Annotated in this window: 20 protein-coding genes and 1 pseudogene; 14 read left to right on the top strand and 7 right to left on the bottom strand. The window is 70.0% G+C overall.

Annotation, left to right across the window (positions count from 1 at the left end; all coding sequences use genetic code 11):
• Positions 1 to 593 precede the first annotated feature (593 nt).
• From AABA78_RS33615 to AABA78_RS33610, 3 genes and pseudogenes are all read left to right on the top strand, one after another.
• The gene (locus AABA78_RS33615) at positions 594 to 773 is read left to right on the top strand and encodes a hypothetical protein (RefSeq protein ID WP_338269476.1); all 180 of its coding nucleotides are present in this window, start codon (positions 594 to 596) and stop codon (positions 771 to 773) included.
• Positions 774 to 824: 51 nt separating this feature from the next.
• A pseudogene (locus AABA78_RS39280) lies at positions 825 to 1,043 on the top strand (MmyB family transcriptional regulator); the annotation flags it as partial.
• Positions 997 to 1,500, top strand: a complete 504-nt coding sequence (locus AABA78_RS33610) for an MmyB family transcriptional regulator (RefSeq protein WP_440588521.1) — start codon at positions 997 to 999, stop codon at positions 1,498 to 1,500. The pseudogene AABA78_RS39280 and the gene AABA78_RS33610, both read left to right, overlap by 47 nt.
• Here the strand turns inward: AABA78_RS33610 and AABA78_RS33605 are convergent.
• Complete coding sequence (locus tag AABA78_RS33605) at positions 1,490 to 2,443, bottom strand: oxidoreductase (RefSeq protein ID WP_338269472.1); 954 nt, start codon at positions 2,441 to 2,443, stop codon at positions 1,490 to 1,492. The genes AABA78_RS33610 and AABA78_RS33605 overlap by 11 nt on opposite strands.
• A 99-nt stretch (positions 2,444 to 2,542) precedes the next feature.
• Between AABA78_RS33605 and AABA78_RS33600 the strand changes: the two genes are divergently transcribed.
• The 7 genes from AABA78_RS33600 to AABA78_RS33570 all read left to right on the top strand — a co-directional run bounded on the left by AABA78_RS33600 (position 2,543) and on the right by AABA78_RS33570 (position 10,477).
• The gene (locus tag AABA78_RS33600) at positions 2,543 to 2,935 is read left to right on the top strand and encodes a VOC family protein (RefSeq protein ID WP_338269470.1); all 393 of its coding nucleotides are present in this window, start codon (positions 2,543 to 2,545) and stop codon (positions 2,933 to 2,935) included.
• A 3,761-nt stretch (positions 2,936 to 6,696) separates the two neighbouring features.
• Positions 6,697 to 7,488, top strand: a complete 792-nt coding sequence (locus AABA78_RS33595; protein ID WP_171422258.1) for an AAA family ATPase — start codon at positions 6,697 to 6,699, stop codon at positions 7,486 to 7,488.
• 107 nt (positions 7,489 to 7,595) lie between these two features.
• Positions 7,596 to 8,501 carry a ParB/RepB/Spo0J family partition protein gene (locus AABA78_RS33590; protein ID WP_338269468.1) on the top strand — a complete coding sequence of 302 codons (906 nt, stop codon included), beginning with the start codon at positions 7,596 to 7,598 and terminating at the stop codon, positions 8,499 to 8,501.
• Positions 8,502 to 8,504: 3 nt separating this feature from the next.
• Positions 8,505 to 8,951, top strand: coding sequence for a polymer-forming cytoskeletal protein (locus AABA78_RS33585; RefSeq protein WP_171421523.1), 447 nt, complete (start codon positions 8,505 to 8,507; stop codon positions 8,949 to 8,951).
• 2 nt (positions 8,952 to 8,953) lie between these two features.
• Complete coding sequence (locus AABA78_RS33580; RefSeq protein ID WP_338269467.1) at positions 8,954 to 9,523, top strand: hypothetical protein; 570 nt, start codon at positions 8,954 to 8,956, stop codon at positions 9,521 to 9,523.
• Positions 9,524 to 9,568: 45 nt separating this feature from the next.
• Positions 9,569 to 10,018 carry a CoA-binding protein gene (locus AABA78_RS33575; protein WP_338269466.1) on the top strand — a complete coding sequence of 150 codons (450 nt, stop codon included), beginning with the start codon at positions 9,569 to 9,571 and terminating at the stop codon, positions 10,016 to 10,018.
• A 282-nt stretch (positions 10,019 to 10,300) separates the two neighbouring features.
• Positions 10,301 to 10,477, top strand: a complete 177-nt coding sequence (locus tag AABA78_RS33570; protein WP_244222173.1) for a hypothetical protein — start codon at positions 10,301 to 10,303, stop codon at positions 10,475 to 10,477.
• A 94-nt stretch (positions 10,478 to 10,571) separates the two neighbouring features.
• Here the strand turns inward: AABA78_RS33570 and egtD are convergent, their stop codons facing one another.
• Together egtD and egtB are read right to left on the bottom strand one after the other, a co-directional pair.
• A complete protein-coding gene (egtD, locus tag AABA78_RS33565) occupies positions 10,572 to 11,594 on the bottom strand; it encodes an L-histidine N(alpha)-methyltransferase (RefSeq protein WP_338269465.1) in 1,023 nt (340 codons plus the stop codon).
• A 7-nt stretch (positions 11,595 to 11,601) separates the two neighbouring features.
• Complete coding sequence (gene egtB / locus AABA78_RS33560; RefSeq protein ID WP_338269464.1) at positions 11,602 to 12,936, bottom strand: ergothioneine biosynthesis protein EgtB; 1,335 nt, start codon at positions 12,934 to 12,936, stop codon at positions 11,602 to 11,604.
• 336 nt (positions 12,937 to 13,272) lie between these two features.
• Here egtB and AABA78_RS33555 point away from each other — a divergent pair, with 336 nt between their 5' ends.
• Positions 13,273 to 13,650: a response regulator gene (locus AABA78_RS33555; protein WP_338269463.1), complete on the top strand. Its 378-nt coding sequence runs from the start codon at positions 13,273 to 13,275 to the stop codon at positions 13,648 to 13,650.
• Positions 13,651 to 13,680: 30 nt separating this feature from the next.
• Here the strand turns inward: AABA78_RS33555 and AABA78_RS33550 are convergent, their stop codons facing one another.
• Positions 13,681 to 13,950 (bottom strand): hypothetical protein, encoded by a 270-nt coding sequence (locus AABA78_RS33550; protein ID WP_338269461.1) that lies wholly within the window; start codon positions 13,948 to 13,950, stop codon positions 13,681 to 13,683.
• 312 nt (positions 13,951 to 14,262) lie between these two features.
• Here AABA78_RS33550 and AABA78_RS33545 point away from each other — a divergent pair, with 312 nt between their 5' ends.
• The 3 genes from AABA78_RS33545 to AABA78_RS33535 all read left to right on the top strand — a co-directional run bounded on the left by AABA78_RS33545 (position 14,263) and on the right by AABA78_RS33535 (position 15,814).
• Entirely contained in the window at positions 14,263 to 14,772 is a 510-nt protein-coding gene (locus AABA78_RS33545; RefSeq protein WP_338269460.1) for a hypothetical protein, read from the top strand.
• Positions 14,773 to 14,922: 150 nt separating this feature from the next.
• Positions 14,923 to 15,303, top strand: coding sequence for a helix-turn-helix domain-containing protein (locus AABA78_RS33540; protein WP_171422232.1), 381 nt, complete (start codon positions 14,923 to 14,925; stop codon positions 15,301 to 15,303).
• Positions 15,304 to 15,331: 28 nt separating this feature from the next.
• A complete protein-coding gene (locus AABA78_RS33535; RefSeq protein ID WP_338269458.1) occupies positions 15,332 to 15,814 on the top strand; it encodes a cupin domain-containing protein in 483 nt (160 codons plus the stop codon).
• Between the two features lie 10 nt (positions 15,815 to 15,824).
• Here AABA78_RS33535 and AABA78_RS33530 read toward each other — a convergent pair whose 3' ends face one another.
• From AABA78_RS33530 to AABA78_RS33520, 3 genes are all read right to left on the bottom strand, one after another.
• A complete protein-coding gene (locus tag AABA78_RS33530) occupies positions 15,825 to 16,547 on the bottom strand; it encodes an immunity 52 family protein (RefSeq protein ID WP_338269457.1) in 723 nt (240 codons plus the stop codon).
• 14 nt (positions 16,548 to 16,561) lie between these two features.
• Positions 16,562 to 17,905, bottom strand: coding sequence for a restriction endonuclease fold toxin 5 domain-containing protein (locus AABA78_RS33525; protein ID WP_440588520.1), 1,344 nt, complete (start codon positions 17,903 to 17,905; stop codon positions 16,562 to 16,564).
• Between the two features lie 88 nt (positions 17,906 to 17,993).
• A complete protein-coding gene (locus AABA78_RS33520; RefSeq protein WP_338269453.1) occupies positions 17,994 to 20,840 on the bottom strand; it encodes an Ig-like domain-containing protein in 2,847 nt (948 codons plus the stop codon).
• Positions 20,841 to 21,014: the final 174 nt, after the last annotated feature.

Raw genomic sequence — 21,014 nt, 5'->3', positions numbered from 1 at the left:
TCGAGGGGGCAGGGGCCAGCGCGAGCCCGCTCCCGAGAACGCCGAGCCTGCTTCAGTGGCCGATGGCGAAGCTGGAGCGGTGACGCGGATCCGCGTCACGGATTGATCCGAAGGGAGCATCCTGCTGGGCCGCCCCGGCGGTGGCGCACCCGATGAACTGGTCCGACAGTCGGACCAGTTGGGGCGGCGTCGGGCAGGGAGCAGCAGGGTGATCCGAAGAGAGCATCCTGCTGGGCCGCCCCGGCGGTGGCGCACCCGATGAACTGGTCCGACAGTCGGACCAGTTGGGGCGGCGTCGGGCAGGGAGCAGCAGGGTGATCCGAAGAGAGCATCCTGCTGGGCCGCCCCGGCGGTGGCGCACCCGATGAACTGGTCCGACAGTCGGACCAGTTGGGGCGGCGTCGGGCAGGGAGCAGCAGGGTGATCCGAAGAGAGCACCCTGCTGGACCGCTCGGCGGTGGCGCACCCGATGAACTGGTCCGACAGTCGGACCAGTTGGGCGGCGTCGGGCAGGAGGGAGACCGCGCCGCGCTCAAGGTCCGCGCCGCGTGGGCCTGTGCCCCGAGTGGAGTGATGGCCTGACGTGCGGCCGCATGACGGACTCCGCCCGCAGCCCCGGGCGCGCAGAGCTCACGCGATTTCTTCGCAGCCGCCGTGAGCGCGTGCGGCCGGAGGACGTGAGGCTCCGCTCCGGTTCGCGGCGGCGCACGCCGGGCCTGCGGCGCGAGGAGCTGGCCCGCCTCGCCGACGTGGGCGTCAGTGGGTACACGTGACTGGAGCAGGGGAGGGACATCCACGTCTCGGAGCCGCTGCTGGAGCGCTTGGTGGCCGCGCCCCGGCTCACGCTGACGGAGCGTTTGCACATCTTCGAACTGGCGCACGGCCGGCCCGCGCCCAGGGCCGTGAGCGCAGCGGATCCGGTCAGCGACGCGCTTCAACGGCTCCTCGACGCGCATCCCTTTCCGGCGCTGGTCTCCATGCGGCGCTGGGACCTCATTGCGTGGAACGCGGCGGCAACGGTCCTCTATTCGGACCTGGCACGGCCTGCTCCGGGGGGGGCGCAACGCGCTGTGGGAGCTGTTCATGAATCCGGACCGTCGCGCGAGCATGCCGACGTGGGCGCAGGCGGTGCGCCGGGCCGTGGCGGGGTTCCGGCTGGACGCCGCGAGGGCCGCGGACCGCAGCGGGTTCGATGCGCTGGTGGAGAAGCTCCAGGCCGCGAGCCCGGAGTTCGCGCGCCTTTGGAGCGAGCACGACGTGGTGGAGACCCCATCCATGCTGAAGGTGATCGAACGTCACGCTCACGTACTCGGAGCCGGACGGGCGGGAGCTGCGCGTGTCCTTCCATGCGCTGCGTCCCGGGCTCCATCTGGAGCGCGCGTGGAAGCTGTTTCCGCGGCCTTGAGTCACCCGGTCAGGTCCGGGTGTGACACCGGATCCGCGGGGCGGCGTTCGACAGGGGTTCGAACACTCCATCCAGGACCGCGCATCACGGGTTGAAGCGAACGCCGGTCCACGCCTCGCTCGCGGACCACAGTCGGTCGGCCCGCTTCGGATCCACGGCGAAGTCCTTCACCCCGCGCCGGACCGTGGCATCGGTGGGCGCCATCACGGCGATGTCGACGTTCTCGCAATAGACGCCACCCTTGCCCGCGAGCTGGGGACTGGTCGCGCACCAGACCGTGGTCGCGGCGCCCTGCTCGGGCGTCTTCAGCGGTTCGATCTTGTTGGAGTTCTCGATGGAGGCGCGGACCTCTTCTTCGGGCATGGACCGGACCAGCTCCGTGAGGATGCCGCCGGGGTGCACGGCGAACGCGCGCACGCGGTGGGCTTCGCCGCGCGCATCGAGCCCGACAGCGAAGAGGATGTTCGCGGTCTTCGACTGTCCGTAGGCGACCCACGGGTCGTAGGGGCGCTGCTGGAAGAAGGGGTCCTCGAAGTCGACGCCGGAGAAGAAGTGGCCGCGCGACGACAAGCACACCACGCGCGCGCCGTTCGCCTGCTTCAGCGCGGGCCAGAGCCGGGCGGTGAGCTGGAAGTGGCCCAGGTGGTTGGTGGCGAACTGGGATTCGAACCCGCGCGCATCGCGGCGGAGCGGCCCGGCCATGACGCCCGCGTTGTTGATGAGCAGGTGCAGGGGCCGGCCGGACGCGAGGAAGCGCGATGCGAACGCATCAACGGAAGCCGGGTCGATGAGGTCGAGCTGCTCCAGCTCCACGCGCTCCCATCCGGTGAGCGCGGCGCGGGCCTTGTCGGGTGTCCGGGCGGGGACGATGACGGTGGCACCGGCGGCCTGGAGCGCGCGGGTGGTCTCCAGGCCGATGCCCGCGTAGCCGCCGGTCACGATGGCGACCATGCCATCCAGCCGCGTGTTGCCCAGCGCCTCACGAGCGGTGGTGGTCGCGCCGAAGCCGGAGTTCAGGGGCTGCTGTTTCGTGGTCATGGGCCCATGGTGCAGGCCCGAGCGCCGCGCGAAAAGAGCGTCAACTCATCCGATGTGTGGCACCACTCGGATGCGGTTTCCGGAAGGGGAGGGCTGCGCATGGACACGGTGAAGCTGCGGGTCGCGAGGCCGACCACGAACCTGGACGCGGTGGTGCGCTTCTACCGGGACGGGCTGGGCTTCGAGGTGCTCGGAGGATTCGAGGACCACGCGGGGTTCGACGGCGTGATGCTCGGGCACCTGGGTGCGCCGTATCACCTGGAGTTCACGGTGGAGCGCGGACACCCAGCGCCGCGAGCCCCGTCCGAGGACCACCTCCTGGTGTTCTACGTGCCGGACCCGGAAGCGTGGTCGGCGCGAGTCCACCGCATGGAGGCCGCCGGCTTCGCGCCGGTGCCGTCGCGCAATCCGTACTGGGACGCGAACGGAAGGACCTTCGAGGATCCGGACGGCTACCGCGTCGTGCTTCAGCGAGCCGCCTGGTCACGCTGAGGCAAATCGCGGCGGCGCGTGTTCCACGTGGAACGTCCACAGCCGGGTTCGCGCAGCGAGAGCCTGACGGTGGATGGATTTCCGAGGTCCACGGGTCGGTGCTCACGAGGCCCCACGTTCCACGTGGAACGGTGCTCAGTGCGGCCTGTGGATGAATTGAAGCGCAGGGATTGGGACCCAAGCTCGGGTCATGAGAATGAGCGGGACGCTCCATGTTCCACGTGGAACGGTTCCCCGGCGCGGCCTCCGGATGAAGCGAAGCGCTGGAGGCAGGGCAGGGGACACGCCTCACTGTGAACCGCACTGCCGACGCGGGACGCATGAAGCAGATGCGGCGGCGATGGATCCACGCGTCCCCCCCTTTGTTGTGCGGAACCTCCAGCCTCATCCCGTCATGAAGCCCCGCGTTGATGGGGCGCGTGGATGGCTGGCCATGTTCCACGTGGAACACGCGGTGCCGGAAGGTCTGGTCGGTGAAGCCCAGGGTTGAGGCACCGAGAGCGTGAAGGCGCCTTCCCGTGTGGAAGCTGAGAGCCGGTGCGCGGGGGACGAAGCGCGCACCGTTGTTCCGGCGTGGTCCGACGGTCGGAACTCCGGACCGGGCATGTGCATGACGGTGCGTTTCACGCCGCACTTCCGAACCTGCGCACGAGCGCGAAGTCGTCGAACCGGGTCCGAACCTGTGAAGCAGGTGCTGACGGACAGGCCGCCATGGGGAGCAAGGGCCGCACGGTCGAACGGTGTTCCACGTGGAACACGGGCGGCTTCCGGTCCGCACGGAGGCTCCGGTCGAAGTACCTGCGAGCAAGTGGAGCGGTATCCAGTTGGTCGACGCGGTGGTGGAAGTGCCCGGCTTGAAGCGCTTGATGAAGCGCAGGGCAGGGGACGTGGCGAGCATCCGGTCCCGCATGTTCCACGTGGAACACACCTCAAGGAGGGGCTCCGTTGGTCGCTCGGACTCCGGCCTTCAGCGTGAGGGGCGGCGTGCTGGATGCGTTCCCTGGAGGTGGCCGGGGGACTTCATGAAGGGCCGCGCATCAAGCATTCACCGCACCCATGCGAGGACCCGCATGCAGCGGATCCGCGTGCTGCTCGCCGCGTCGGCTGTTGCGTGCGGATGCGAAGCGAAGATGAGTGGAAGGAAGCGCCAGGTCGGCTGCTCTTTCCTCGACCGTCATGCGGAGCAGGGGAGTCGCGGATGCGGCTCCGGGACCTGTTCCACGTGGAACGTCCCGACTTCGATGCACGGCGGATGACGAGCACATCCACTTCAAGCACTGACCGTTCCGCGCAGCGAGGCCATGTAGATGCGTGGCCCTGCTCCACGGGAAACTCATGCCTGGCGCAGCACCACGCGCCGGAGAATGAAGACCGCTCCCCCGGTTCGTGGTGCTTGAAGAAGCGCGCGTGTTCCATGGGGATCCGCCGGCCCTGGCTGCGGTGTCTTCAACGGGCATGGTGCTGAGAAGCCGCCTGCGTGTTCCACGTGGAACCTCCACTTGGGTCTGGTCCATGGTGAGTTCGTTCCTAGGAAGCGCGGACCGTTCTTTTGAAGCGCTGTGCGTGCAACGGCTTGAGCGCGTTCCAGGGGGCACGTCCCGCATCGGATCCGTGGCTTGAGCCGGCGTCGTCCACGCGAACTGCCTCAAGGCCGTCGCGACGAGCGGCCGCGATGACGTGCGCGTGTTCCACGTGGAACGCCCGCCCTGTCTTCACTGCTCCGTGTTGGATGGACCTGCGCCTACTCACGAGCGGTTGCCGCAGCGGGTGATGGCGATGGCGTTGGCGTGCTCCACGCGGAACGTCCTGTCAGCGCCCGCGCTGGTGTCGGTTGGGGCTACGCCAGCTGAAAGACCGTCGTCGCGCGAGTGCTCGTAAAGGCGTCGGCGTGTTCCACGTGGAACGTCTTGTCGTGTTCTCCGCACGGGGTCGCTCGGGGCCACGCCAGTTGAAGGACCGTCGTCGCGCGAGTGCTCGTGAAAGCGTTGGCGTGTTCCACGTGGAACGTCCTGTCGTGTCCTCCGCATGGGGGGCGGGCGCGGCCATGTGCGGCCGAAGGTCAGTCGTCGCGCGAGTGCTCGTGATGGCAGGAACGGGCCCACGCCGGATGACGGGCCGTCGCCTCATCGTGCGCCCATCCATGCGTGAGCGTGTTCCACGTGGAACGCCCGGCCTGGATGGAGCGCCTTCGACTTCTCCGGTCCGTGAAGCGAACCAGCGCCGCCGGCGCACCCTTCATGTGGAAAGACCGCCTTCGGTGGGAAGGCTTCGGACCTCCCGTGCGCGGCACCGTGCTCGCGTGGGGATGAGGGGTGAGGCGACACGTCTTCAGAAGGTCGCTTCGGCTGGCGTGGTTCGCGGTAGGCGCCGGGCCGTGCTTCGCGGCGTGGTGGGCGCCACGACATGGCGCGTGCTCCACGTGAAACGCATGGCCGGTCCGAAGCGGGGACCGCCGCGCCGTTACGACCCGCTACTTCCGTGCGGCGCTGACCTGAACGCCGGCGCCGTCACGTGTGATGAGCACGGACCCGCATCCCGTGACGCGGTCGTCGTGAAGCGCGGCTCCGCGAACCGAAGCCGACAGCCTCAGCGACAGCCTCAGGTCGATGACTTCGGTCGACCTCTTCGCCGTTCCATGGGGATGCCCGGCAGCTCCATCCATTCCGTTCCGCGCGCGGAGCACGCCGGTGCATCCGCAGCCCGGACGGACGCGGAGCCGTGAGGATGGGGGCCGCTCCAGGCGCGGTGGTTCATGCCTCCGGTGGGACTCAGGAACGGCCAGCCCATCAACGGAGTCGGCATGGATGGTCGATGGCGCATGTCCTCGCCGATGCGTGTTCCACGTGGAACCACGGGCGCGGCCATCGCCCAGCCGGATCCTCCAACGATGGGCCGACATGACGCCGCGGCGGTCCCGGCCATTGCGGCATCGCGCACGCCGACGTCGGCGCCGCGAAAACGCGGAGGAGGGGAGTGCATCCGGAGGACGCGGAGGAGGGGAGCGCATCCGGGGGGCGGAGCGAAGAAGGGCATCCGGAGGGCGCGTCGAACCGGACGCCATCCGGTGCTGCCGCGAACCGCGCGAAGTCCACACGCGCGCATGCGGCTCCTTCCATGCTCGTCGCGGCGATGCCGTCACGGAACCCGGCGCGGTAGCGGAGCCACTCCTCATGAATCGCTGACGTTGAAGGTCAGGCCCATGAAACGCGGATGCGGAACGCGCGGTCGCTGGCCGTTCGGAACGACTCCGCCCCAACGCCGACGCGGGCACCCGGACCGACAGCACGGCTTCCACACCACCGACCCCGAATCTCGAACTGGCCGCCCATCCGGAACCCGCGCCCCGCATCCGCGACGCCCCGGCCCCCGCGAACTCCGCCGGCTTCACGGACCCGTGGGGCCAGCCCGTTCCACGTGAAACGGCGGACCCGTGAAACCCTCCGGAGCCCGACCCCGAAGTTCGCCCCGCGCGACCCCCTGAAAAAACCAACCACCCGCCGCCGGCCCGAAAACCCCCGCCCAAGAGCAGCCGAGCAGGCACGCCCCGACCCCCTCCTCCGCGCCCATTCCCACCCCCTCGCGGCCACGCATAGGCCCCCGAGCGAGGGGCCGGGCAGCGGGAGGGGCCTGCTTACGGATGGGAAATTGATCCGTCCTCGAACCCCGTGCTAGCTGCCTGATCAGGCCCCGATTCGCGCGCACGTCCGCGCGAACCGCGGGCGGGGCTCTGGCGTCAGCCGGGGCGAGAGAGGATGGGCCACGTGGGTCGTATCATCTGCATCTCCAACCAGAAGGGCGGGGTGGGCAAGACCACCACCGCCATCAACCTCGCCGCGAGCCTCGCGTCCGCGGAGCGCCGCACCCTGCTGGTGGACATGGACCCCCAGGGCAACGCGGGCAGCGGCCTGGGCCTCAAGCGCGACTCCCTCAACGGCACCGTCTACGACGCGCTCCTCGGCGGCCGTCCCGCCTCCGAGCTCATCCACCCCACCGAGCTGCGCTTCCTCCAGGTCATCCCCGCCACGCCCGACCTCACCGGCGCGGAGGTGGAACTGGTGAACCAGGAGCGCCGCGAGTTCCGCCTGCGCGAAGCCCTGCTGCCGCTCAAGGACAAGTACGACTACATCATCATCGACTGTCCGCCCTCGCTCGGCCTGCTCACGCTCAACGCGCTGGTGACCGCGGACTCCGTCCTCATCCCGCTGCAGTGCGAGTACTACGCGCTCGAGGGCCTCTCCCAGCTCACGCACACCATCGACCTGGTCAAGCAGGGGCTCAACCCCTCGCTGAAGATGGAGGGCATCCTGCTCACCATGTTCGACGCGCGGGCGAACATCGCCCACCAGGTCGTGGACGAGGTGCGCGGCTACTTCAAGGACCAGGTCTTCCAGGCCGTCGTGCCGCGCAACGTGCGCCTGTCCGAGTGCCCGTCCTTCGGCAAGCCGATCATCCTCTATGACATCAAGTCGAAGGGCTGCGAGAGCTACCTCGCCCTGGGCCGCGAGCTGATGCGCCGGGACTCGCCCAAGCCGTCCAAGCGCCGGGTCGCCTGACCGCCCTCCTTATTAGACGTGAATGGCGGGACCGGGTGCCCGGTTCGCCGTGAACCACCAGGCCCATGCTCGCCGGCCCCACGCTGGCGCGGGAGTTCCCAACCGCCGTGCAGAAGAACGCAGACACCCAGAAGCGCGCCCTGGGCCGGGGCCTCTCCGCCCTCATCCCCCAGGCCGCCCCCGCCGCTCCGGCGCCCGCCGCGCCTCCGAAGGCCGGCGTGCTCAAGCTGGCCATCGAGTCCATCCACCGCGACACGCTCCAGCCCCGCCGCCACTTCGACGAGACGAAGCTCCACGAGCTCACCGAGTCCATCAAGGCGCAGGGCCTGCTCCAGCCCATCCTCGTCCGCAAGAACCCGAACAAGGGCGGTGACGGCTACCTCATCATCGCGGGCGAGCGCCGCTGGCGCGCCTCCCAGGCCGCGGGGCTCAAGGAGATCCCCGCCATCGTGCGCGAGGTCACGGAGGCGGAGTCCTTCGAGCTCGCCCTGGTGGAGAACCTCCAGCGCGCGGACCTGAACCCCATCGAAGAGGCGGACGGCTACCGGCGCCTGGTGGAGGAGTTCAAGCTCACGCAGGAGCAGGTGGCCCAGAAGGTGGGCAAGGAGCGCTCCACCGTCGCGAACGCGCTGCGCCTCCTGGCCCTGCCCCCGGACGTGAAGGCCATGGTGGCGGACGGGTCGCTGTCCATGGGCCACGCGCGCGCGCTCCTGGGCGTGCCCCGGCTGCCGGAGCTCCAGAACCTGGCGAAGCAGGTGACGGAGAAGAAGCTGTCCGTGCGCGACACGGAGCGGCTGGTGCAGCAGGGCAAGTCCGCGAAGGGCGGCAAGGACGCCGGGAAGCCGGCGCCCAAGGTGAGCCCCCAGGTGAAGTCGCTCACCGAGGAGCTGCAGCGCCGGTTGGGCACCAAGGTTCGTCTGACGGAGAAAAGCCCGGGAAAAGGCACCCTGGAAGTCGACTTCTTCTCCTACGATGACCTGGACAGGCTGTTGAAGCTTCTGAGGAAGGAGTAGGGCGTGGCGCTCCTTGGCGGGAAGAAGGACGAAGCACCCAGCAAGCCCCTGTTCAAACGGGAGGAGGATTTCGTGTCAACGCGTCCGGGTGAGGTTCACACGCTTCTGGGTAAGGGAAGCGAGTTCGAGGGGAAGCTCTCCTTCGAAGGGCAGGTCCGCATCGACGGCAAGTTCAAGGGGCAGATCATCACCAAGGACGTGCTCGTGATTGGTGATGGCGCCCAGGTGAACGGGGATATCCAGGCCGGCACCGTCATCATCAACGGCACCGTGGAAGGCAACGTGCGCGCCACGCAGCTCATCGAGCTGAAGGCGACGGGGCAGATCCGCGGCGACATCGAGTCGCCGGCGCTGACCATGGAGCGCGGCGCGTCCTTCGACGGCAATTCCAAGATGCGGAGCCAGGGCAAGGGCGGCGGAAACCCGCCCGCGCCCGGAGAGAAGAAGTAGCGGTGCGCGTGCCCGCGTCCAGCGCGCGGAAGGTCCCGGGGCTTGAACGCCTCGGGCTCGTCTCGCTCGTCTCGCTCGGCGTCCTGTGGGGCGGCTGCAAGGGCTGCTCGGAGGAGAAGCCGTCCGTCGAAGGGCTGACGGAGGACGCGGGGCTGCGCTCGGGCGTGAAGGTGCCGCTGCCGCCGGGATGGTCCGCGCAGGTGGCCACCGACGGCAGCTTCCAGGCGGGCCCTCCCGGCCGCCCGGCGCTGCGCGTGGATTTGAAGCCGGGGCAGGGTGAGGACATGCCCTCCTCGGAGAAGCTGGCGGACACCGTCCGTCAGCAGATGAAGCAGTTCACGCTGTCGCTGGACCAGGAAGAGGACACCCCTTCCTTCTCCCTGCTGCGCGTGACCATGGCCCCGTCACTGGGTGACGGCGGCCTGGGCGCGGAGGCGCCCGCGTTCTTCGGCGCCCGGCGCGTGGGGGACGACCTGTTCCTCTGCGCCAGCCTGCCCGGCGCTTCCAGCGAGGAAGTCCGCCTGGCCACCGAGGCCTGCCGTACCATCCAGGTCCAGGCCGCGCCCCGCTGAAGTCCACCGGGCTCGCGGCCTCCTTCCAGAAGGAGCGCGCAACCCATGGACGACTGGCGCAAGAACCTCATCGAAGACGCGGCGGGCATCGACGCGCTGCTCGCGCGCACGAAGCGCGTCGCCGTGCTGGGCATCCGCCCGGAGGCCCAGGCGGACAAGCCCGCGCACGCCATCCCGAAGTTCCTCAAGGACCACGGCTTCACCGTGCTGCCCGTACCCACGCACGGCGAGCAGGGGAGCATCCTGGGCGAGCCCATCTCAGCGTCGGTGAAGGACGTGCCCGGAGAGGTGGACGTGGTGCAGGTCTTCCTGCGGCCTGGCGACATCGACGCGCACGTGGACGCGATGCTGGCGAAGAAGCCGCATGCCGTGTGGTTCCAGCTGGGCATCCGCAACGACGCCGCGGCCGAGCGGCTGGCCCGCGCGGGGATCCGCGTGGTGCAGGACCACTGCATGAAGGTGGAGTGGAAGAAGCGCCACCCGGAAGGCCGATAAGCGACAGCGCCCGGAGCATTTCGGGAACGTCCTGCGCGGCCCGGGTGTCCCCATTACGTGAGACGGGTGATGTTTCTGGCGACTGGCACGGGGAGGGGATGGACTTCGGGACCGGCCCGGGGTGCAATTCCGTCCACGCCCCGCCAGCTGAGGTCTCCAGGACTTCCCCAAAGCCGTCCGACTTCCTAACCTTAGCCTTCCCGGCCTGTGTCGAGCGCCCGCCCGGCCCCGGCCTTCACGCTGTGCCCCCTCGTAAGGAGTCCGCGCATGACGCTCACCGAGATGCTTCCCCTCCCCCTGGCCGCCGTGGAGATCGGGCCGCTGGGTGAGCAGCTAGCAGCGGCGGGGGGACTGGTCATCACCGCGGCGGCGGCGCTCTGGGCCGCGTGGACCCGCCCGGCGCAGCAGCCGGCCCCGGTGCCGGTGCCCGTGCGTCGCAATCCGCCGCGCCGCCGCTAGGCCGTCCGCGGCACCTGTCGTCCCCCGGATTCGGGCCCGGGCCCGGCGCGCTGGAAGCAGCGCCGGGCGGCCCCTCCTCCCAGCCACTCCGGGTTCAGCGCTTCATCGCCAGCGACAGCGCGAAGTCCCCTTCCGCGTCCGTCCACCACGCGGCCAGGTCGAGGCCCGCGTCGCTGAGCTCCGCCTGCACCTGCTCGCGACAGAACTTGCAGCTCACCTCCGTGCGCAGACATTCGCCCTCCGCGAAGTCCACGCGCCGCCCCAGGTCCGCCAGCCACACGGACTGGGCCTTGCGGGAGATGAGCCGCATCTCAATCCACTTGTTCGCCTCGTCGAACGGGGCCAGGTGCTCGAAGGCCTCCGGGTCGAAGTCCGCCTTCAGCTCGCGGTTGAGCACGCGCAGCACGTTGCGGTTGAAGTCCGCCGTCACGCCCGCGCTGTCGTTGTAGGCGGCGAAGAGGCGCTCGCGGTCCTTGATGAGGTCCGTGCCCAGCAAGAGCCCGTCCCCCGGCTTGAGCCCCGACGCCAGCTCGCGCAGGAACAGCGCGCGCTGCGCGGGCTTCAGGTTGCCGATGGTGCCGCCCAGGAACGCGACGAGCCGCCGGCCGCCGCCCGGGATGCGGCCCAGGTGCTGCTCGAAGTCGCCCACCACCGCGTGCACGGTGATGCGCGGGTACTCGCGCGAGAGGTTCTCCGCGGCCTTGCGCAGGAACGCCTCGCTCACGTCGAAGGGCACGAAGCGCTGGAGCTGCCCGGCCGCGTCCATGGCGTCCAGCAAGAGGCGCGTCTTCTCACTGGTGCCGCTGCCCAATTCCACCAGCGTGTCCGCGCCGCTCAGCCGCGCGACGTCGTCCGCGTGGGCGCGGAGGATTTCGCGCTCGCGGCGCGTCGGGTAGTACTCCGGCAGGCGGGTGATGTCGTCGAAGAGCTGGCTGCCGCGCTCGTCGTAGAGCCACTTGGGGCTCAGCTCCTTGGGCCCGCGGCACAGCCCCTCCAGCACCTCCGCGCGGAGCGCGCGCTGCGCGTCCCCGGGCTTCACGTGCACGTCCACCTTCACGCCCGGCCCCGAGCCGCCTTCCGCGACGCGTGACTCGCCCTGCTCCGTCCTCATCCTCATGCGACCCTCACCTCACGTCCCGTGCACAGCGAAAGCCGGCGAAGATCTGCCGGCGGATGGGGAAATCCCAGTTGCGGAAGCTGTTGCGCACTGCCACCGGCGCGCTCGCCCAGGCGCCGCCCCGCAGCACCTTGGACGCGTCGCCGAAGAAGACCTCCGAGTACTCGCGGTACGGAAAGGCCTGGAAGCCCGCGTACGGCTGGAAGTCGCTGGCGGTCCATTCCCAGACGTCGCCCAGGAGGCCGAAGACACCGTCCGCGCTGCGTCCCGCGGGGTGGCTGCCCACGGGCGACGGGCCCCAGCGCGTCCCGCCCAGGTTGGCGTGCGCGTCCGTGGGCGCGGCGTCCCCCCAGGGGTGCGCGCGAGAGACGCCGTCACTGCCCTGCGCGGCCTTCTCCCACTCGGCCTCCGTGGGCAGGCGCTTGCCGGCCCAGCGCGCGTACGCGTCCGCCTCGTACCAGGACACGTGCTGCACCGGTTCGTCCTTGGGCAGCGGCTCCACCGTGCCGAAGCGGCGGCGCAGCCAGACGTGGTTCCCCTGCGGGATCCAGAAGAGCGGGTGGCGGATCCGCTCCGCTTGAATCCAGGCGAAGCCTTTCGGATCCCACCACCGCGGATCCTCGTAGCCGCCGGACTCCACGAACACGAGGAAGTCCCCCGTGGTGACGGGGTGCGCGTCCAGGAGGAAGGGCGCCACGTCCACGACGTGCCGGGGGCGCTCGTTGTCGTAGGCCCACGCGTCGTCGCTGCCCAGGTGCACCGGGCCGCCCGGGATGAAGACCTCGTGCTGGGGCACGGCGCCGGGCCGGGGGCGGGGCCCCTCCAGCGGGCGGTACTCCACCTGCGTCATCAGTTGCAGCGTGGCGGCCAGCGTCTCCGCGTGCTGCTGCGCGTGCTGCGCCACCATGCCGAAGACGAAGCCGCCGTGGAGCAGCGGATCCGCGCTGTCCTCGGGCAGCGTCTCCAGGTGCGCGGCCACGGCCGAGCGCACGCGGGTGGCGTAGGCCCAGGCGGCCTCCGGCTCCAGCAGGGGCAGCGTGGCGCGGGTGCCGCGCGGGTGGCGGAAGGCGTCGTAGATGGCGTCGAACGCGGGGTCCGTGAAGGCCGGGGCCCCCAGCGTGCGCAACAGCCACTGCTCTTCATAGTTGGCCACGTGGGCCACGTCCCAGACCAGCGGGGACATGAGCGGCGAGTGCTGCCGCATCAGCTCCGCCTCCGGCAGCGGCGCGAGCATCGCCTGGATGCGTTCGCGCCCCGCCTCCAGCTCCCGCCAGGCACGGGCCTTCCAGGGCGAGGCCTCGCGGGCACGGGGGATGGGTTGCTCCAGGCTCCTCAGCGACATGGTCGGCCCAAGGTAGGAAGGGGCGCCGGGGCCCGCTAACCCCCCGGGCTCCCCTGGTGGGAGGAACCCGTGAGGGAGCACACGTTTGCGAGCCTGCTTCCCCTGCGTGATGCCCCGCAGTCCTAACCCCCGGGGCGAAAGCCGGCGGCGAATGATGGACCGGAGGGTTCGTTTTTGCCCAAACGATGCCGCCGGAGCAAGGGCCCCCGGACCTCCCGGAGTGGCCGCCCAGGGCCCGGGGGGGTCATCCTCGGAGGCAGTCATCTGTCCACCAGTGGTCGGGGTTTTCCGGGAAGGCGTGTCCGTATGGGGGAGGGGGTCTCTATGCTGCGGGACATGGCCAAGCCCGTGCCGCACAAGCCCGTGCTCGTGGTGGAGGACGACGAGGATGCTCGCGCCGCCATCGCCGAAATCCTGGAAGCCGAAGGCTACGAGGTCGCCGTCGCCGCCAATGGCCGCGAGGCCCTGGACGAGCTCCAGCACCTGCCCGCGCCCAGCCTCATCCTCCTGGACCTGCGGATGCCGGTGATGGATGGCCCGGAGTTCCTGCGCCACCTGCGCGCGGACTGGCCCCGGCTCAAGGCCGTGCCGGTGCTGCTCTTGTCGGGCGTGGGCGTGGAGCCGCTGCCGGACACGGGCGGCCTGTTGAAGAAGCCCATCGTCCCGGACGAGCTGGTGGCCACCGTGGGGCGGCTGTCCGGCCGCACCGCCTGACGGACCCCGGGCCCGCGCCGGGCCCGGGGCTCAGCCCACCCGCGTCACCGCGAGCAGCGTGAGCGTGCTGGCGCGGGGGTCCCGCTCGTAGAGCAGCTCCAGGTCGTGGCCCTCCACGCGGTGCCGCGCGGGTCCCGCCACCGAGTCGTGGTTCTTCGACCGCTCCGCCAGCCGCGCCAGGGTCTGCTGCAGGGCCTCGAACGCCTCCGAGGACATGCGACCCACCTCCCGCCACGCGGGCGGCGCGTAGTGGACGCGGTAGGGCAGGACCAGGCGGTTTCTTGCGGAAGACTGGGACACGGGTTCGGTTCCTCGACGTGTCTCCTGTCTTGCGAACGGCGTGCCCACCCTCTGCTCCCGGGAATTCCGGGCACTTTCGCGGTGGGTCGGCGCCGACGTCTGAAGAAGTTACGGGCCCGTCCGAATCGTAGGGGAAGAAATGACTGTCCGTGTGGCAGGCCTGGGAGGGGGAGGTGGGGCCCCCGTCCGCCCGTCCGGGTGGGGCTGGGGCGGGCCACCGGCGCGGGGCGGCTGCCCCCTTCCGCGGGGGTGCGCAGCGTTGAACGGACGGGCCCGCTTCCGGCGCCCGCGCACCCCCGAGGAGGCACACCCATGGCGCCGAGGACTCCCACCCCCTGGTCGGTGACGAACGGGCTGTTGTTTGGCCTGGCTGCGGGCGTGTTGCTGGCGCTGGCGGAGACGGCGCTGGCGGTGGCCGCGGGCGAGGGGCCGCTCGTGCCGGTGCGGATGAGCGCGGCGGTGGTGCTGGGGCCGCCGGCCTTCACGCCGCAGGTGTCCACGGCGCTGGCGGTGGCGGTGGGGCTGGGGGTGCACCTGGTCCTCACGGCGGGCTGGGGCGTGGTGTACTCGCTGCTGGACGCGATGCTGCCGGTGGACGGGCGGGGGCGCTGGGAGTTCCAGGCGGCGGTGGGGATGCTCTTCGGCATCTTCGTGTGGCTGGTGGACTTCCAGCTGCTGGGGCGCGGCTACTTCCCCTGGCTGCTGAGCGTCCCGCAGTTCCTCCAGATTGTGTGGCACGCGGTGTTCCTGGGGCTGCCCATGGCGCTGCTGTTCACGGCGGCCGAGCGCCGGCGCTCGCCCGTGCCGGAGCCCACGCCCTGAGAGGGCCCGCGCCCGTGCGGCCAGAGGGGGGGCCGGCCCTGGTGGGAGGTGGGAAAAAACGCCAGAGGTAAGGTGACATGACCCGACCTTCAGGGTTATGCCCTGCGGCCGAGGCCATGGAGGCGCTTCGCACCGGGGACTGGCAAGGGCATGGACACTGAACTGGCGGGAATCCTCGGGGCGGCGGCGCGGACGGTGCGGGTGAAGCTGGGCCTGACGCAGGCGGACGTGGCGGACCGCATCGGCATGGCGTCGGAGGTGTACGGCCGGCTGGAGCGCGGCCACATGCTGCCGAGCGTGCAGAACCTGCGCCGCCTGTGCGTCGTCCTGAACATCCCGCCGCATGACCTCCTGGGGTTGGGGGACGAGTTCGCGGCGCCGCCGCCGAAGGAGAAGCCCCGGCCGCGCGGTGACGAGGAGGTGCCGGAGATGCGGCGGCTGATGCGCAACCTGCGGCGGCTGACGCCGGTGCAGCTGAAGCTGATGAACCTGGTGGCGTCCGCGATGCAGCAGCAGAAGAAGAAGCCCTGAGGGGGCGCGGCGTTAGACTGGGCTCACCATGGTCGAAGAGCTGGTGCGCAGGCTGGACCTCAAGCCCCACCCGGAGGGCGGCTACTACCGGGAGACCTACCGGGCGGCGTTCCAGGTGCAGACGCTCCGGGGGCGCAGGTCCGCGGGGACGGCCATCTACTATCTGCTGCAGCGGGGGGAGTTCTCCGCGTGGCACCGGGTGGTGGGCGCGGACGAGCTGTGGCTGTTCCACGACGGCGAGCCGCTGGCGTTGCACCTGGTGCACGAGGACGGCCGGCTGGAGTCCACGGTGCTGGGCCGGGACGTGACGCAGGGCCATCAGCCGCAGGTGCTGGTGCCGGCGGGGGTGCTGCAGGCGGCGGAGCCGCTGGGCGCGTACACGCTGGTGGGCTGCACGGTGTCGCCGGGGTTCGACTTCGCGGACTTCGAGCTGCCGGGCGCGGAGGCGATGGTGGCCCGCCACCCGGCGCACGAGGTGTTGCTGCGGCGCCTGTCGAAGCCCGGGCGCTGAAGGCGAGGCTTCAAGTGCCCCAGGGGCGCAGGGGCGTGAGCAGCCCCGCGGCCTGGAGGCGCGCCTGCACGTCCGCGGCGAGGGCGACGTGGGCGGGGTTGGAGGCGGAGAACTTCTCCTGCGTGAGGGTGATGAGCGTGCCCCGGTCCGGGATGTGCTCCACCTGGACGGGGGAGGGCAGCGGGGGCACGGGCCCGCGGAAGTCGGCGAGGTAGGTGACCCAGCCGACGAAGGTGCCAGCCGCTGAGAACTGGCCCGCCGAGAGGCGTTCCTGATGCGCATGAGAGGTGGCGATGGCGAACTCGGGTTCCCACGCGAACGCCATGGCGCGCACCAGGCCGGTCAGGACGGGGGCGGTCACGACACGCTGCGCGACTTCACTCTGGCCCAGCGAATTGAGGATGCAGGCGGAGCTCACGTGCATCGAGGAGCCACCGCACCTGCCATTGAACGCCGAGGTCTCATCTGGGGTCTCGCCCGCCCAGAGCCAGAAGCTGGAGCTGTCGCGAAGCCGGTTGCTCTTCTGGCCCAGGAGCTTCGCGAGTGTCTTGGCATCTGGCTGAACCTGTCGCTTGCGTGCCTTTTCAAAGGTTGCCGCGGATTGATGCCAGCGGTTCCAGGTTGGCTCGAGCGGGGCCAACTTCTCGAGAAAGAATTCAAGGCGCTGAGCGCAGGACTCGATTGGCTCCAGACGAGCCAGCCAGTAACAGCCTGCGTAATACGTCTCCATCATGGCTTCAGCATGCCTCAGCGGATTGGTGGAACGGATACCACTTCGATGGGGTAGTTGTTCGCCTCGAAGGCTCTGCGGAGGAACATGGCGAACCGCTCCTCCGCGACAATCCAGCGGATGCGCCGTCCTCCTGCCGCATCGAGCTGGCGTTGCGCTTGGGCAAGCACCTTGTTGAAGCCCCGGTAGAACTCCTTCAGGGTCATGTTGTCCTGGATGAACTTCGCGTAGCCTTCACCCTTGGCCTCCAGCAGGAGGTCCTCCTTCGGGTCGAAGCCATCGAAGTCGACCTCTTCGTCCCCCTGCTTGATCCGGTACGCGGAGCCCTTCGGCGCTCCGGTCACCTGGGCCTGATACTCGCGGGCGCGGTCGGACATCGTCTCATTCACCTGCACCCACTTGCCCGGGCCTCCTCCTGAGCTGCTCGGAGGAGGCGGGCCCACCGCCGCCATCGTCACCGCCGTGGACGCGAGCGTCACCTCCACCACTCCGTCCACCACCGCCACCGCGCTCACGTCCAGCACGCGCGCCACACTGAAGCCTGCCTGCGCCGTGCCCAGCCGCACCGCATCCGGGAAACCCGGCATCAACGTGAGCGCGGATGACAACCCCACCGTCACGCCGTGACTCACCAGCACCGTCACCGCGAGCACGAAGATGCGCGCCACCTCCGGCCCCAGTGTCTGCGCGAACGCGTCCGCCGCTTCCTCCAGCTCCTGGAACGTCTGTGCCCGGTCCGTCGCCGCCTTCAGCGCACCGCATGCCCGGACCACCGTGAGGAACGACTTCACCCCCACGTACGCCAGGAACACGGCGGCAATCACCGCCGCGGCCTTGGTGAACACGGGCTCCGGAGCAGCGGCCAGCACCACCCAGGACGCAATCGCTCCCGACACCACGGACACGAAGAACGCCGGGTTCAGCGTGTCCTCCAGCGCGTCCCCAATGCTCGCGCGCAGCGGGTCCAACGACATGCCCACCGCGAGCGTCAACCGGTCCAGTTCGTTGAAGCCCGCGCCGTCCTCCAGCAACGACAGACAGTCCCCTGGAGCCTCATGCACCCGGCACCACCGCCCGTAGCGCTCCCGCAGCATGAACCCGAGTCCCCGGTCCAGCTCCGCGCCCTTCCTGGCCACCGCGCGCACCACCCTTGGGGACCGCACTGTCAGCGGTACATCCAACACCAGCCGCACCAGCGCCTCCTCGAACTCCCGAGCACTGACCGGCACCCGCCGGTCCCAGCTCACCGGCGCATACGTCCGCGTCCCCCGCTCCGTGCGCAGCCGCACCGTGGGCCCACCGGCGCAGCCCGTGAGCAGCACGAACAACAACATCCAAACGCCGGCCCTGTGTGCGTCCATGCGGCCCATGACACCCCCAAAGACAACGGGGCGGAAGGCCCGTGAGGACCTCCCGCCCCGCTGGGGCATCGCCGTCAATGACAGACGACTAGTTGTTCTTCACCGTGAAGCTGAAGCTCTGGATGACGAAGTTGTCCACCGCGTCCGTCATCCACACGTCCACCGTGTGCGTGCCATCCAGCAGCTCGCGGGTGTCCAGCTCCGCGATCCACGTGCCGTTCGACTGGAGCGTGCCGGCGCGGATGCCCGACCCGTCCCGCGTGAACGCCACGTTCTTGATGCCGCTCAGCGCATCCGTCACCCGCGCCGTCAGCGTCACCACTCCGCTCACCGTGCTGCCCGGAGCGGGCGTCACCAGCGTCGCCACGGGCGCCTGCGTGTCGTAGCGCACCGTGCGCGTCACGCGCGTCGTGCGGCCCGCCTCGTTCGTCGCGTCGATGGTCAGCGTGTTCACGCCCGACGCCAGCGTCACCGACGTCTGGATTTCACCGCCGCCGCGCGGCAGCTGGAACTGCTGGGCGCCCAGCTTCACCGTCGTGGCGGACACGGACGAAACGCGAATCACATACGGCAGCGTGTTGTTGGCGCGCGGCCCGAACGTGGCCCCGTCCGCCGGGTCCGTCGTCACCGTGGGCGTGCCGGAGTCCACGAACACGTGCACCACGGCCTCCGTCACGTTGTTCGCGGAGTCCGTCGCGCGCACCAGGATGCCCTGCTCGCCGAAGTTCGGCAGGCTCACCGGGTGCGTCACCGAACCGGTGCCGAACTCCAGCAGCGTGGTGTTCACCCACTGCGTCTCCACGCGGGTCGGCGTCCGGTCGTCGATGAGGCTCGTCACGTCCACCAGCCCGCCCACCACCTGGCCCTGCACCGGGGACTGGATGGTGATGACCGGCGGGACGCGGTCCACCGTCAGGTTGATCTGCTTCGTGGTGACGCCGCCCAGGTTGTCGCGGCCCGTGAGCTGGATGATGTTCGGCCCTTCCACCAGCTCCACCGGGATGTAGACCAGACCGCCGCTCAGCTCGGGGTTCACCACCACCGGCGTGCCGCCGTTCACGATGAACGCCGCGTAGGTGATGACCGCGCCGTTGGTGGCCGGCTTCACGAAGCCCCACGCGTTCAGCGTCGTCTCGCGGAGGAACGCGGGCTGGTTGCCCATGATGACCTCCGGCGGCGTGTACGGATAGGCGTTGATGTTCAGCGTCTGCGCCGCCGTGCTGCCCAGCAGGTTCTGGCTGTTCGGCTGCAACGTCACGCCGGAATACACCGCGCGGTAGTCCTGCGCCCCCGTGGCGGTCCACGTGTCCGTCGCGATGCTCCACGGCAGGCTGAACACGCCGTCGCCGTTCGCGTCGTCATCCGCGCCAATCGCCACGCCCGCCACGAAGAAGGTCACCACGCCCTTCAGCGGCCCCACCACCACGTTGTTCGACGCATCCCGCACGCGCGCCGACAGCAGCGTCGCCTGGCCAATGGTCACCTGCGCGTTCGCCGCCGGCGTCAGGATGGCCGTCGTCGTCGCCACGCCCGTCACCGGAGGCGGCGGAGGCGTATACGTCTTCGCGCGAGCCGAAGCGGACACGCCCGGCGCGCCACCCGAGGCCGCCGTCACCGTGACCTCCGACAAGAGCGAGGGCAGCAGGTTCGCCGGAGCGCGCACCGTCAGCGTCACCGTGGACTCCTGGCCGGAGGCCAGGAACACCGTGGGGCGGCTCAGCGTGGCCGTCCAGCCGGGCAGGCCGCCCGCGGCGCTCAGCGTGTACGTGTCCGCCTGGTAGCCGTGATTCTTCACCTTGAACGTGTAGGTCGTCTCCTGCGCGGCCGGGTCGTAGATGGGGAACATCTTCGTGTCCTCGCCCACCACGGACACCTCCACGCTGAAGTCGCCGAAGCACGCCAGGCCCAGCGACGCGAACGTCGTCGGGATGTCCGGCGTCGCCGTGCCCGAACCCCAGCTGCCGTCCGCCGCCTGGCGGGACTTCAGCCATTCAATCGCGTTGAACAGGCGCGCGTTGCTGGCCGGCTCCAGGCCCGCGAGGCACAGCGCGTACACGCCAATGCCCGTCGCGAAGTCGTTGGACGCTTCCGACGGCAGGTTGCCCCAGCCCTTGCCGCTCACCGCGGGCATGGCCACCAACTGGTTCGCCAGCGTGGTGATGGCGGCGGTGTTCACGTTGCCCGTGCCCGCGCCAGCGGCCTTCAGGCCCACGATGGCCCACGACTTCTGGAACGTGTACGGCATGCCGTCACCGGTGCCGGACGTGTCGTTGTTGTTGAGGTTCGCGCGCAGGTACGCCGCCGCCTTGTCGATGGCCGTCTGGTATTGCGCCGCCTTCGCCGGGTCCACGCGCTGCTTCGCCTGCGACAGCGCGACGATGAAGCGCGCGGTCAGCGGCACGCTGCCGTGGTCCACCGGGAAGTTGATGTGGTCCTCCGGCCACCGGCCGCTGGCCTGCTGGATGCCCACGGCCCAGTTGGCCGCCATCACCAGCGCGCTGCTGTACTGCGTGGACACGTACTGGTCGAAGCCCGCCAGGCCGAAGGACGCCCAGCTCGTCTTCTCGTTGGGGTACGCGCTGCCCTCGTGCAGCCAGTTGCCCGCGGGCCGCTGGTCCGTCTTGATGCGCGCGCCCAAGAGGTCCAGGTTGCCCTGGATGGTGCGGCCGTTGGAGGTGGCCTGCGCCATGTTGTAGCCATTGGCCTTGGCGCTCGACAGGCCGAACACCGCCGCGCCCTGGCGGTGGCACGCGATGCAGTTCTGCGACGTGGTCCAGTTGGCCACGTCCGCGCTGAGGAACTGGATGGCCTTCTGCGTGGCCTCCGTGTTGGTGGCGGCGGTGGCCGGCACGCTGAAGGCGGACAGCAGCAACGCCGCGAACACGACGAGTCGCGCCGCCCAACGGGGCGACGAACGGGAGACAGCGGATGACATAGGGGAACGTCCAGGGGCCTACGGGTGGGCACACCCCGGACGCGGGAGGCCGCTGCCCAGCGCACACCCCGGCCCGTCCACCCGCGCTTCACCTCAGCGCCCCGGCGTGCGGAACCCGCGTCTGTCTGGAAGAAGCACCCCGCGAAAGGCGTGCGGGGCAAGAATACTCAAGCT

Origin of the sequence: Corallococcus caeni, from assembly GCF_036245865.1 — a bacterium.
Taxonomy (GTDB): Bacteria; Myxococcota; Myxococcia; order Myxococcales; family Myxococcaceae; genus Corallococcus; species Corallococcus caeni.
The sequence above is the reverse complement of the archived record's forward strand: the minus strand, read 5'-3'. Positions and strand labels throughout refer to the sequence as shown.

Coding starts and splice junctions, on each gene's coding strand:
- AABA78_RS33615 (WP_338269476.1), top strand. CDS start 594: ATGACGGACTCCGCCCGCAGCCCCGGGCGCGCAGAGCTCACGCGATTT.
- AABA78_RS33605 (WP_338269472.1), bottom strand. CDS start 2,443: ATGACCACGAAACAGCAGCCCCTGAACTCCGGCTTCGGCGCGACCACC.
- AABA78_RS33570 (WP_244222173.1), top strand. CDS start 10,301: ATGCTTCCCCTCCCCCTGGCCGCCGTGGAGATCGGGCCGCTGGGTGAG.
- AABA78_RS33600 (WP_338269470.1), top strand. CDS start 2,543: ATGGACACGGTGAAGCTGCGGGTCGCGAGGCCGACCACGAACCTGGAC.
- AABA78_RS33540 (WP_171422232.1), top strand. CDS start 14,923: ATGGACACTGAACTGGCGGGAATCCTCGGGGCGGCGGCGCGGACGGTG.
- egtB (WP_338269464.1), bottom strand. CDS start 12,936: ATGTCGCTGAGGAGCCTGGAGCAACCCATCCCCCGTGCCCGCGAGGCC.
- AABA78_RS33535 (WP_338269458.1), top strand. CDS start 15,332: ATGGTCGAAGAGCTGGTGCGCAGGCTGGACCTCAAGCCCCACCCGGAG.
- AABA78_RS33555 (WP_338269463.1), top strand. CDS start 13,273: ATGGCCAAGCCCGTGCCGCACAAGCCCGTGCTCGTGGTGGAGGACGAC.
- AABA78_RS33530 (WP_338269457.1), bottom strand. CDS start 16,547: ATGATGGAGACGTATTACGCAGGCTGTTACTGGCTGGCTCGTCTGGAG.
- egtD (WP_338269465.1), bottom strand. CDS start 11,594: ATGAGGATGAGGACGGAGCAGGGCGAGTCACGCGTCGCGGAAGGCGGC.
- AABA78_RS33520 (WP_338269453.1), bottom strand. CDS start 20,840: ATGTCATCCGCTGTCTCCCGTTCGTCGCCCCGTTGGGCGGCGCGACTC.
- AABA78_RS33575 (WP_338269466.1), top strand. CDS start 9,569: ATGGACGACTGGCGCAAGAACCTCATCGAAGACGCGGCGGGCATCGAC.
- AABA78_RS33545 (WP_338269460.1), top strand. CDS start 14,263: ATGGCGCCGAGGACTCCCACCCCCTGGTCGGTGACGAACGGGCTGTTG.
- AABA78_RS33525 (WP_440588520.1), bottom strand. CDS start 17,905: ATGGACGCACACAGGGCCGGCGTTTGGATGTTGTTGTTCGTGCTGCTC.